This window comes from Maribacter algae, from assembly GCF_047345745.1.
In the GTDB taxonomy this organism is placed as follows: Bacteria; Bacteroidota; Bacteroidia; order Flavobacteriales; family Flavobacteriaceae; genus Maribacter.
The window spans coordinates 733331-745525 of record NZ_JBLFES010000002.1 but is presented as its reverse complement, the minus strand read 5'-3'; the positions used below and the strand labels follow the sequence as shown (position 1 = coordinate 745525).

Annotated in this window: 13 protein-coding genes; 9 read left to right on the top strand and 4 right to left on the bottom strand. The window is 39.7% G+C overall.

From position 1 onward, the window contains the following. Positions 1 to 188 precede the first annotated feature (188 nt). A complete protein-coding gene (glmM, locus tag ACKWBX_RS10460; RefSeq protein WP_413968625.1) occupies positions 189 to 1577 on the bottom strand; it encodes a phosphoglucosamine mutase in 1389 nt (462 codons plus the stop codon). 127 nt (positions 1578 to 1704) lie between these two features. Here glmM and ACKWBX_RS10455 point away from each other — a divergent pair, with 127 nt between their 5' ends. From ACKWBX_RS10455 to ACKWBX_RS10440, 4 genes are all read left to right on the top strand, one after another. Next, on the top strand, positions 1705 to 2130 hold the full coding sequence (locus tag ACKWBX_RS10455; RefSeq protein WP_413968624.1) for a VOC family protein: 426 nt from the start codon (positions 1705 to 1707) through the stop codon (positions 2128 to 2130). Further along, positions 2127 to 2711 carry an acyl carrier protein phosphodiesterase gene (locus ACKWBX_RS10450; RefSeq protein WP_413968623.1) on the top strand — a complete coding sequence of 195 codons (585 nt, stop codon included), beginning with the start codon at positions 2127 to 2129 and terminating at the stop codon, positions 2709 to 2711. Before ACKWBX_RS10455 ends, ACKWBX_RS10450 begins: the two co-directional genes overlap by 4 nt. A 35-nt stretch (positions 2712 to 2746) precedes the next feature. Then, the gene (gene ggt / locus ACKWBX_RS10445) at positions 2747 to 4432 is read left to right on the top strand and encodes a gamma-glutamyltransferase (protein ID WP_413968622.1); all 1686 of its coding nucleotides are present in this window, start codon (positions 2747 to 2749) and stop codon (positions 4430 to 4432) included. A 103-nt stretch (positions 4433 to 4535) separates the two neighbouring features. Next, positions 4536 to 5240, top strand: coding sequence for a hypothetical protein (locus tag ACKWBX_RS10440; protein WP_413968621.1), 705 nt, complete (start codon positions 4536 to 4538; stop codon positions 5238 to 5240). Here ACKWBX_RS10440 and ACKWBX_RS10435 read toward each other — a convergent pair. Next, a complete protein-coding gene (locus ACKWBX_RS10435; RefSeq protein ID WP_413968620.1) occupies positions 5237 to 6307 on the bottom strand; it encodes a transporter substrate-binding domain-containing protein in 1071 nt (356 codons plus the stop codon). The two genes, ACKWBX_RS10440 and ACKWBX_RS10435, sit on opposite strands and share 4 nt — an antisense overlap. A 94-nt stretch (positions 6308 to 6401) precedes the next feature. Between ACKWBX_RS10435 and ACKWBX_RS10430 the strand changes: the two genes are divergently transcribed. Then, entirely contained in the window at positions 6402 to 6830 is a 429-nt protein-coding gene (locus ACKWBX_RS10430; RefSeq protein ID WP_413968619.1) for a GNAT family N-acetyltransferase, read from the top strand. A gap of 111 nt (positions 6831 to 6941) precedes the next feature. Here the strand turns inward: ACKWBX_RS10430 and ACKWBX_RS10425 are convergent, their stop codons facing one another. Continuing rightward, positions 6942 to 7706 carry an XRE family transcriptional regulator gene (locus tag ACKWBX_RS10425; RefSeq protein ID WP_413968618.1) on the bottom strand — a complete coding sequence of 255 codons (765 nt, stop codon included), beginning with the start codon at positions 7704 to 7706 and terminating at the stop codon, positions 6942 to 6944. Between the two features lie 196 nt (positions 7707 to 7902). On the opposite strand from ACKWBX_RS10425, the gene ACKWBX_RS10420 reads away from it, so the two are divergent. From ACKWBX_RS10420 to ACKWBX_RS10410, 3 genes are all read left to right on the top strand, one after another. Further along, a complete protein-coding gene (locus tag ACKWBX_RS10420; protein ID WP_413968617.1) occupies positions 7903 to 9165 on the top strand; it encodes a putative DNA modification/repair radical SAM protein in 1263 nt (420 codons plus the stop codon). Between the two features lie 194 nt (positions 9166 to 9359). Further along, a complete protein-coding gene (locus ACKWBX_RS10415) occupies positions 9360 to 10136 on the top strand; it encodes a TIGR03915 family putative DNA repair protein (protein ID WP_413968616.1) in 777 nt (258 codons plus the stop codon). A 229-nt stretch (positions 10137 to 10365) separates the two neighbouring features. Further along, positions 10366 to 10836 (top strand): DinB family protein, encoded by a 471-nt coding sequence (locus ACKWBX_RS10410; protein WP_413968615.1) that lies wholly within the window; start codon positions 10366 to 10368, stop codon positions 10834 to 10836. A 230-nt stretch (positions 10837 to 11066) separates the two neighbouring features. On the opposite strand, the gene ACKWBX_RS10405 is transcribed toward ACKWBX_RS10410, so the two are convergent. Then, positions 11067 to 11396 (bottom strand): hypothetical protein, encoded by a 330-nt coding sequence (locus ACKWBX_RS10405; RefSeq protein WP_413968614.1) that lies wholly within the window; start codon positions 11394 to 11396, stop codon positions 11067 to 11069. 58 nt (positions 11397 to 11454) lie between these two features. On the opposite strand from ACKWBX_RS10405, the gene ACKWBX_RS10400 reads away from it, so the two are divergent. Further along, positions 11455 to 12183, top strand: a complete 729-nt coding sequence (locus ACKWBX_RS10400; RefSeq protein ID WP_413968613.1) for a helix-turn-helix transcriptional regulator — start codon at positions 11455 to 11457, stop codon at positions 12181 to 12183. The last annotated feature ends 12 nt before the right edge of the window (positions 12184 to 12195 follow it).

Here is a 12195-nt window from a genome sequence, read left to right as displayed (position 1 = left end):
AAATGTGTCTATATAAGATAAATTTGGACATATTGTTGAATATGCGTTTGGACAAAATCTAATCTCTATTTAAACCTTAGCCTTACTATACTTGTTCGTTTCTAGGTATTTAGGCTACAATATTTTGTAGTTAGGAATAAAAACAATATAAATTATGTTATATCTAAAACTTGATTTGCAAAATAAAATTACAAACCAGCCACTTCCTTGATCTCACCAATAATTTTATCCGCTAATGTATCGGCTTCGGATTGGCTTTTTGCTTCTGTATAAATACGGATAATAGGTTCTGTGTTAGATTTTCTTAAGTGTACCCAGTTTTCTGCAAAATCGATTTTAACACCATCAATGGTAGAAATTTCTTCGTTCTCATATTTCTTGGCCATCGCTTTTAAAATACCGTCCACATCCAATCCCGGAGTCAACTGAATTTTCTTTTTACTCATAAAATAGGAAGGGTAACTGGCTCTCAGCTCCGCGACGGTACCGCCTTTTTCGGCCATCAACATAAGAAATAATGCAGTTCCAACTAAAGAATCACGCCCATAATGGCTTTCAGGATAAATGATACCTCCGTTACCCTCGCCGCCAATGATGGCTTTATTGGCCTTCATTTTAGTCACTACGTTCACCTCTCCTACTGCAGCCGCTTCATACGTTCCACCATGTTTTTGGGTAATATCCCGTAAGGCTCTCGAAGAAGAAAGGTTAGAAACGGTATTGCCTTTCGTTTTGCCCAAAACATAATCCGCACAGGCGACCAAGGTATATTCTTCCCCGAACATTTCCCCATCATTGCTGATAAATGCCAAACGGTCAACATCTGGATCTACTACAATCCCAAAATGGGCCTTTTCTTTCACGACCAACTCACAGATGTCTTTTAAATGTTCTTTTAGCGGTTCTGGATTATGTGGAAAATGTCCGGTCGGGTCGCAATATAATTCTACTACTTCCACCCCCAATTCTTTCAACAATTTAGGAATAGCGATTCCTCCCGTGGAATTTACTCCATCTACCACTACTTTGAATTTGGCCTTTCTAATAGTCTCCGCATCTACCAAAGGTAGTTTAAGGACTTCATCGATATGAATATCGATATAGCTATCGTTCTTAACGATTTCCCCCAAATCGTCCACTTCGGAAAAATCAAAATCTTCCTTCTCCGCTATTTCCAGAATTTTACCACCTTGGGCGGCATCCAAAAACTCCCCTTTTTCGTTCAAAAGCTTTAGGGCATTCCATTGTTTTGGATTATGGCTCGCCGTTAAGATAATACCGCCATCCGCTTTTTCCAAAGGAACGGCAATTTCAACCGTAGGTGTTGTGGATAAATCCAAATCTATTACATCAATGCCCAAACCCACCAAAGTAGAGACCACTAAATTCTGGATCATTTCACCTGAAAGCCGTGCATCACGACCAATGACCACCTTCAATTTTTCTTTTTTGGAATATGCTTTCAGCCAAATGCCATAGGATGCGGCAAATTTTACAGCATCAATAGGGGTTAAATTATCACCCGGTTTTCCGCCGATAGTTCCTCTAATTCCAGAAATAGATTTGATAAGTGTCATAGGTTGTCTAAAGTTTTTGCAAATATAAAGGTCTATGGTCAAATGGGAGTTTTGCAATTCGTAAATTCGATTATATTAGAAAATAATCCGACCTATAAATCAACGTTTAAAAGAACCTCATTTGTCAATGCACCAAAGAATAGCCCATATAGCGTTAGTGGTCAAAGATTACGATGAAGCTATTGATTTTTATACCCATAAACTGGATTTTACAGTGATTGAAGACACCAAAATCGATGACCTTAAAAGATGGGTCGTAATCGCTCCTCCCGGAGCAAAAGAAAGTTCTTTATTATTGGCCAAGGCTGCCAATGAAAACCAAGGCGCTAGCATTGGTAATCAAACGGGCGGAAGAGTATTTCTTTTTCTTTTTACGGATAATTTTTGGCGCGATTACGACAAAATGGTACGGCGAGAAATAAAATTTGTGCGGCCTCCCAAAAAAGAAACCTACGGAATGGTTGCCGTGTTTGAAGATTTATATGGAAACCTATGGGATTTATTGGAGCCAAACGAAAACAATAAGGGAGTATTAAAAACGGATCATCCATGAATTTTTTGGCACATATCTATCTTTCTTTTGGCGATGAAGAAATTACCATCGGAAATTTTATTGCGGATAGCATCCGTGGCAATAAATTCAAACACCTACCTCCTAGAATTCAGCAGGGCATAACGTTGCACCGGCACATAGACACGTATACCGATTCCCATAAAATCCCAAAAAAGAGCAGTAAAAAACTTCACAAAAACTATGGGCATTACAGCAGGGTCATCGTGGACATTTTTTATGACCACTTCTTGGCGAAAAATTGGTCTGCCTACTCAAATGAACCTTTGGATACTTTTGTTGAAAATTTCTACGATTTGCTCGAAGACAACTATACCCTTCTTCCCGATGGCGTAAAACGCATGATGCCCTATATGATTACGGATAACTGGATTTATAACTACTCCAAAATGGAGGGAATAGCCAAGGTGCTGAACGGAATGAACCGAAGGACAAAGAACAAATCCAAGATGAATTTCGCCATTTTGGAACTGGAAGAACATTATTCTGCTTTTGAAAAAGAGTTTACCGCTTTTTTTGAGGAATTGATTATCTTTTCCAAACAAAAATTCAATTCGCTTTAGCTAATTCAACACATTAATCAATTTCGTTTTTCAATATGAAAAAAATTGTCTTTTCATTGCTCCTTTTCTTTGTATTTATCCAATGTAAAAAACAAACCGCGGCACCCACCGGACTGGTAACGGAAAAAGCCATGGTGGTTTCCGCTCGTGAAGAGGCTTCAAAAATTGGGGTTGAAATTATGAAAAAAGGAGGTAATGCCTTTGACGCCATGGTAGCCACGGAAATGGCCTTGGTGGTCGCTTATCCTTTCGCAGGGAATTTAGGTGGCGGAGGGTTCATGGTCTACCGAAAAGCGGATGGTGATATAGGCAGTATCGATTATCGTGAAAAAGCACCTTTGTCCGCGCACAAGGACATGTATTTGGATTCCTTGGGCAACGTTGTTCCCGGCAAAAGCACTCTAGGTGCCACTGCTGTGGGCGTTCCGGGAACTGTTGCGGGAATCATTGCCGTGCATGAAAAATTTGGTTCTTTACCTTTGGCCAAAATTTTTGAACCCGTTATCGCTTTGGCCGAAAAGGGTGTTATGGTCACCGCAAATCAAGAAAAAAGATTGGCAAGCCAGCGCGACAAGTTTATTGAAGTCAATGGGGACAGCACCAAGTTCGCAACGGAATTTAAAGAAGGGGACATCATCAACTATCCTGCACTGGCCAATACCATGCGCAAAATAGCTAAAAATGGTCGAGATGGTTTTTATAAAGGGGAAACCGCTCAAAAACTAGCTGCTTTTGTACAAGAAAATGGCGGATATATCACTGAAGAAGATTTGGAGAAATACGAAGCGGTCTGGCGTCAGCCCATTGTTTTTAAATACAAGGATTTACGAATCGTCTCCATGAGTCCACCGAGCAGCGGCGGAGTTACTATCAATCAAATATTGAAGATGATGGAACCCTATAATATTTCGGAATTTGGACATAATTCCGTCAAAACTGTGCAATTGTTTACGGAAGCTTCGCGAAGGGCCTATGCCGACCGTAATTACTATTTGGGCGATCCTGATTTTGTTGATATTCCGTTGGATGTATTGCTAAGCAAAGGATACCTACAAGAGCGAATGGCTAATTTTTCTTTTGACAAGGCTACCAAATCGGCTGAAGTGGAGCGTGGAAACGTAGAAATCGTGGAAAGCATGGAAACTACCCACTACTCTATTGTAGATGCCGAAGGAAATGCGGTTTCGGTCACGACGACACTAAATGGAGCCTATGGTTCCAAGCTATATTCCGATGAATTGGGCTTCTTTTTGAACAATGAGATGGACGATTTTAGCGCCAAACCCGGTATTCCCAATATGTTCGGGCTTATTGGTGCGGAGGCCAATAGTATTGCAGCGGAAAAAAGGATGTTAAGCAGTATGACTCCTACTATTGTAGAAAAAGACGGAAAACTGTGGATGGTCGTGGGTACACCGGGCGGTTCGACCATTATTACCGCCGTGGTGCAGACCATTTTAAATACGTATGAGTTTGATATGAGCATGCAAGAAGCCGTAAACGCTCCGCGCTTTCATCACCAATGGTTGCCCGATACGGTCATTTTTGAACCGGAAGGCTTTTCAACTGAATTGAAGAATGAAATGAAGTCTAAAGGATACATCATCAACGAGGACCGTACCCCTATTATTGGAAAAGTGGATGCCATTCGCGTGCTTCCCGATGGCACATTGGAGGGCGGTGCCGATAAACGGGGTGATGATATGGCGGTTGGGTTTTGAAATTAAATACGATTGTCAAACACAAATTCAAAAACGTCAATTTGATATTAGGTCAATTTTAGCACTTTAGGTATTATAAAATTGAATCCTGATATTTTACGATATGAAAAAACTTCTTAAAATTCTTGGCGTAATTCTTGGGCTGCTTCTATTATTTCTAATTGGTCTTGGCATATACCTTCATGAACCGTTGCCGGAAGGAAAATTTGGCCCCAAGGCGGATGCTTTAGCCGAAAAAATGATGAAATCCCTGAACTACGAGACGTATAGAAACACGCAGTTTTTAGAATGGTCTTACCGTGGAGGCGCTAACGATTACAAATGGGACAAGCATAACCAAACAGTTGAGATAAGATGGGATAACTATTTCGTATCATTGGATTTAATCAATATTGAATCTAGCAAGTCTTTTGAAAACGAGGAGCGATTGACCGGAAGTGAAAATGAATCCGTTATCGGAAAAGCTTTGAAAAGTTTTTATAACGATTCTTTTTGGTTGGTTGCGCCGTACAAAGTCATGGACAAGGGCACGAAACTCAGTATTGTCATTTTAGAGGATGGTTCGGAAGCATTATTGGTCACGTATATGGAAGGGGGCAGCACTCCCGGAGATTCCTATCTTTGGCTATTACAGCCCAATGGTTTTCCCAAAAGCTTTAAAATGTGGGTGAGCATTATTCCCGTGGGCGGATTGGAAGCCACTTGGGACGATTGGGCGGTGATGGAAAGTGGTTGTTTTCTGCCCAAATCGCACGTATTTGGTCCTTTGGAATTATCCATGGGGAATGTAAGAGGCTACAATCGCTAAAGCTCTGCCAATCCATATTCGTTAAGAACCACTTCCCATTCCTTGGTTTCCATGATTTCCAATATTTTTTGGGAGATGCGTTGTTCCAATTCCGTATTTTTCTTGGGAAGTCCAAAGGCATAAAATTGCACATCAAACTTAATAGGTAATAGTTGTAGCTTTTGTAAGGAAGAATCCTTTTGAATGCGGTATTTCAAAATAGGTTCGTCATATAAAAAAGCTTCAATTTCACCATTTTTGACTTCTGTTAAACCTTCAACGACATTTGGATATTCTTTTACGTTTTTAAAGAAATGTTCAGCTAGAAAAGTACGTGTACCAGTATTTGCAATAGTTCCCACTTTTCGTTCCTTGAATTCATTAAAACCTTCGGGGTTATTGGTCAATTGATTTACGGTAAGACTGGAGGCAATACTTGCCGTTAGACCGGAAATAAACAATAGGCCGCCGAACATTAAGACCAAAGCGGTAATCTTACCTGATTTCGTTTTTGGCGCTTTGTCTCCGTAACCCACGGTAGTCAGGGTAACTGCGGACCACCAAACACCGTCCCATATTCCTCTTGGTCCAAACCGAAATTTTTCCGGATTTTGTTTTCGCTCAAAAAACCAGCCCAAAAGGCCGAAAACGAGAATGATCAAAAGCAGCACCAACAATCCTCTCAAAAAATTCAGATTGAAAAATCCTTTTAAAAATGTGGACAGTTTTTCAAAAGAAGAAACTTTCGCCACCACCACTGTCGCGTTGGAAGCGAAAAACGAATGGGTGAATTCCATATGTTTGCTTCGTTTACTGGTAATGGTCAATGGGTTTACGCTTACATCTATTCCTCCGGTACGTAGCGAATCCAACATATCCGAAAAATTCATGGGTGCCATTTTATAGGGCAATTCCAAATCTTGCGCTACTTTTTTCCAAAGCCAGATATTAAGTCCGTCTAACTTATTTTTATCTTGAACAATAAATGGAGCTGCACGGGTGTAACCCACTAACAATGTATCAGGTAGCTGGGCATATAATGTAGTTGCAAAAAACCACAGAAAAATAAGTAAAAGTTTTGTATTCATGTAATTGCGCTACGCTAAATATAAAACTTTACATCCGTATTGTTTTTGAAAGATCATGATAAAAAAGGTTATTTGTAAGATACAATGCAGTACTATGAAAGTGAAATTATTAAGCCCGGCCGAAGTGACCGTGGAATTACAAGAGCAACTTACGACGCTGTATCAGGAATTGAACGCTGAAATAAACCAAATACCCTTAAAGCGAATCTTGGAATCCCCCGACACCATTGAAATTGCTTGTTGTATGGACAATAACCAATTAGTGGGCATTGCCATGATGGCGAAATACACCGTAATCTCTGGTCACAAAGGAATGATTGAGGATGTTGTGGTTTCGAGCCACCATAGGGGAAAAGGAATAGGACGCCAACTTATGGAACTTTTATTAAAACGTGCCAAAAAATGTAAATTGGACGATGTGCTCTTGTTCAGTGGGCATCATCGAAAACCGGCCATCAACCTTTATAAAAGCTTGGGTTTCGCCTTGAAGAACAGCGGGCTGTACGTTAAAAAGATGAAATAAGGTCTCAACTTTGGTTTATCTTGAGCGAAGTCGAAAGGCTCGACCGAACCTCAATCATAAATAACTGAAAATCGATTCAATATTGATTAGCTTAAGTAGAACTCACGTCAACTATACTTTTTTGACGTGTTTTAATTGATTTTTGAGTTCCTGCATTGATTCTTGCAATTGCCGTAGCAAACCACTATCCGTAGTAGCATCAACATTAAACGTAATCTTACTGCTTACCTCCCAGATTTCCTGTACCTGAAAGGGTTTTATGTCGTACGGTGGATAGTTTTCGTTTAAGGAAACCAATGTTATATTATTGGAATTGGGCCGCTTTTCAATCTTTTTCACCATAACGGAATCCTGTAAAACAACCACATACATTCGGTTGGCGTTCACATGGTCTATATGCTCTATGGCACGGGCCAGCACCCATTCGCCGGGATGCAAATTGGGCAGCATACTATCGCCCTCTACCTGAAAGCCCCTGTATGTGGCATTTCTAAATTCCGGAATGGGCAAATCAAATGCGGGCAGTTGCTCGTACCAACTGGTATCCGCAATATTCTGCGGATACCCTGCAGCAGCTTTGGCATTTACCAGCACCATATTGTCATGATTGGAAGCATCTACCGTAACTACTTTTGGAATGACGCTCGTATGGGAAGTCTCCAAATATTGTTGCTCGCTCTCCCCGAACAACCATAAAGGATTTATCTTAAACTGCCTTAAAAGCTCGGAAACCACTTTTCCGGATAGTTTGGTCCTGCCCCGCTCTATATCGGCCGTGGTATTGGAAACGCCCAATAACGCTGCAAAATCGGCCTGTGTGTATCCTAATTCTCTTCGGATTTCTATAAAACGTTTTAAGGTGAGTTCATTTTCCATATGCTATCTACTGTCAGGCCGAGCGCAGTCGAGACCCAATAATCTTTTCTTGAACCTCTCGGCTGCGCCCGAGGGGACAAAATATTGAATTAATTCTTTCAAATATACGCATTATGGATTATATCCATAATATTTTTTTGGAATATTTCCATAATTAGGAATATATCCATATTTTTGATTGGAATATATCCAAGTTATGAATTTTGAGCGTATCAAAGAAAAATTGAATATTTTGGCCGATGCCGCCAAATATGATGTTTCCTGTTCCAGCAGCGGAAGCAAGCGTACCAATACTAATAAGGGATTGGGAGATAGTTCCGGAATGGGAATCTGTCATAGCTATACCGAAGATGGCAGATGTGTATCACTCTTAAAAATTCTTTTGACCAATCACTGCATTTTTGATTGCGCATATTGCGTTACCCGAAAAAGTAATGATGTTAAGCGTACCGCTTTTAAAATCCAGGAAGTGGTAGATTTGACCATAAACTTCTATCGTAGGAATTATATTGAGGGGCTTTTCCTAAGTTCGGGAATTTTTAAAAGTCCGGATTATACTATGGAACGTTTGGTAGCGGTGGCCAAAAAACTGCGCGAGGAGGAAAATTTTAACGGATATATTCACTTAAAATCCATTCCCGGGGCCAGTGACGAACTCATGTATGAAGCCGGGTTGTACGCGGATCGTTTGTCGGTCAATATAGAGATTCCCACAATATCCGGTCTTAAGCTATTGGCTCCCGATAAAAAACACGAGGATTTTACAAAACCCATGCTCAAGGTCAAAAACGAGCTCATTCGTTATAAAAACGAACGAAAAATTATTAAAAGCACTCCCAAATATGCACCGGCAGGGCAAAGTACGCAAATGATAGTGGGCGCTACGGGAGAAACGGACAAGGATATTATGTATTCCGCTACCCATTTTTACAAAAACTACAATATGAAACGGGTCTATTATTCCGGTTATGTGCCTGTAGCCAATGACAAACGCTTGCCTTCCATTGGTTCTCAAGTGCCTATGCTGCGCGAAAACAGATTGTACCAGACCGATTGGTTGTTGCGCTTTTATGGTTTTGCCGTGAATGAGATCGTAAATGATAGCCACCCGAACCTAGATACAGACATTGACCCAAAGCTTTCATGGGCGTTGCGAAACTTACACTATTTTCCGGTGGATATCAATAAGGCCGATAAACGTATGTTGGCCCGTATTCCTGGTCTGGGAATGCAATCTGTAGGCAAGATTCTGAATGCCCGTAAATTTAGAAAGTTGAACTGGGACCACCTTAAAAAAATTGGTGTGGCCCTCAACCGAGCCAAGTATTTCATCGTTTGTGATTCCCGACATTGGGAACAACGTGATTTGGATGCGGAACGGATAAAGGGAATGATTCTACAGAACTCCTCCGGGAAGTTTAGGAATCAGTATAGCAGTCAACTATCATTGTTTAATTAAACCAAAATGAACTATTTAGAGAACACATGGGGAAATTCCAGTCACTATCAAAAAGAAAGTAGCCTTTTAGAACGTAGCAGAAACACGATTCTAAATACGGGGTATCGCTATATTATTTTTAAGAGTAGGGCGAGGAAATACTTCCAAACGCTCAAAAAGAAATTCATTTTGTTTTACACCAAATCATAGAAATCATGAACAACGCAAAAACATTGATTTACGATGGCAGTTTCAACGGTTTTCTTACTGCTGTTTTTGTTGCTTTTGACGAAAAAATTCAAGTCGCCGATATACAGAAGAACAGTGAGGGTCAAAACGGACTCTTTTCCGAGTCAGAAATCATTTTCACCAATATAGATAAGGCAAAACGTGTCTGGAACGGTATCAGAAATAAAAGTAGAAATGCCATCAACAATATTTACTTTGCATTTTTAAGCGAAACGGAAGGTATTGAGCCTATGCTTTATACATACATCCGGAAGTTAATGGCCGTTCGTGATAAAAAACATATGGATTTCTCCGATGGCACGGTATTATACATCTCCCAACTGGCTAAAAAAGTAGGCCGTGAAAAACACAGAATGGAAGCTTTTGTCCGGTTTCAATTGACCAAGGATGAAATCTACTTTGCCAATATTGAGCCGGATTTTGATGTACTCCCATTAATTTCCAAACATTTTAGAAGCCGTTATGCGGACCAACAATGGCTTATTTACGATGTAAAACGGAAGTATGGTATCTTTTATAATCTCGAACGGGTAAAAATTGTTTCTTTGGATTTGAACGAGATTCATTTTAACCGCACCCGAAAAAGCAGACTTTTTACCAAAGGCGAATACGAGTATCAAGAACTGTGGAATAATTATTTTCAGAGTACCAACATCAAATCCCGTATCAATAAAAAATTGCACACACAACATGTACCAAAACGTTACTGGAAGTATTTAAGCGAGAAGAAAGAGGCGGTTTAAACTTTCCTTACAGTAAATAAAGGCAAGGAGTCATTTTCGAAATGAGATGTTTACCGTAATTGAGAAATCTAATAATGTTCAAAACTCTCTTGCAAAAATCTCTGGAAGGCACTGAAATTCTTATTGAAAACGGCGAAATTCGTTATCAGTCGCTAAATGAAATTAAAACTTCTTCTAGCAAATCGTTGGCAACAAGCTGAAAACCGAACTCAAAAACAAAATCTAAACAATGAATTCAACTGAAATTATTTTATTAAACTTTTCCGAAATTAGAAGAAGGAGTATAAAATTATGGAGTGGAATTCCTAATAAATACCTGAATTGGAAACCTGACGAAAATGCATTCACAATTATCGAAATGATAAGACACGTTTTAGAAGGCGAACATCTTTTCCATAAAATTATAGAAAATCCTGGGAATTTAGGAAATTACAAATCGCCTTGGAAAGAACTAAAATATTCGGACTTAAAAAATGAGTTGGATTTTTCCGAAAAATATCGAACGGAATTTTTAAGTATGATAAACGGACTGGAAGAATCTGACTTGGAGAATGTGAGAATTGAGAGAAAAGAAGTCGGACAAAGTAAAAAACTTGGAGATTATCTAAACCGAATCGCATATCACGAATCTGTTCATACAGGACAAATGTTGAGTTATTTGAGAACAATTGGAATTGAACGACCGCAAATATGGGACTAACTGAAAATAAAAAGCCAGTTGCCAACAACGTATAAAATTAATTGCTTGGTACGAGCCTAATTACAAAAATTCTCACGGATTTTCTATTCGGTTTGTATTTGCTAAATTCGTTGCTAAACCACGCAACTAATCTTATACAAAACCGATGATGTCGAATACGCCTGCGGCGTACTTTTGTTGCACTGCTAACGCAGCTACCGCACCAAAAGCGGGTCGACATCATCGCCGCGCTATGCCGGATCGCCAAATCCGTAGGATAAGGGACCTTCTTGCCATAATCGCCGCAACGGCTTAACCACTCGACATATCAGGACACTAAATGCAATCCGGTCGGCGAATTTTATTCCCAATAACGCAAAATCCCAAGGCTTCACGGCCTGCACGGCAGGCCTGACCGAGAACCATGACAGAAGATAAAGCGGATGTCCGACTTCTCCTGTCATGGTTGAAAGGATTTTGCTATATTTCCTTAAAATTCGCCGGACTGCACATAGCGCGGCGATAACGAAAGTCAAAATACCACTATTTTTTATCGCCTTCTTTAAACCTTCTTTGGCCATTAGTTGGTGAAACTAAAATTTTCTTTTCTTAGTATTGTCATCAATCTTAAAAACAGCAATGGAAGAAAAAGAAAAACCAAGGCTTTCTAGGTTAACTGCCATCATCACCCAACTACAGTCCAAAAAGATTGTTACCGCTAAATCCTTGGCTGAAAAATACGGTGTTAGTATTCGGACTATCTATCGGGATATTCGTACACTGGAAAAATCGGGGATACCTGTAATCACCGAAGAAGGAAAAGGCTATTCTCTCATGGAAGGTTACCAACTGCCACCGGTGATGTTCACTGAGAAAGAGGCCAATGCCTTAATTACGGCCGAACAGATTATTCTAAAGAATAAGGATAAATCCTTTATAGAAAATTATAGCAACGCTATCGTAAAAATAAAATCGGTTTTAAGAGTATCGCAAAAAGAAAAAGTGGATTTCTTGGCGGAACGCATACATTTTAGAGAAAATCCCGAAAAAGAAGCATCCAGTAATTCTTTAATGACCATTCAAGGTGCCATTACCGATTTTCAATTACTTGAAATTAAATATTGTTCATTGGATAATAATCTTACCAGACGAATAGTTGAACCCTTTGCCATTTACAATACAAAAGGAAATTGGCTTCTAATCGCATTTTGCAGATTACGAAAAGCATTTAGAGTGTTCCGAGTAGATTTAATACAAAAGCTCATCCTCCAAAATGAAACTTTTGAACCCCATGACATGACATTGGAAGAATATTTTTTGAAATGCCAAGAAAAATATCAAAACACCCCTGACACACCTTTGTCATAACACCATTTTATT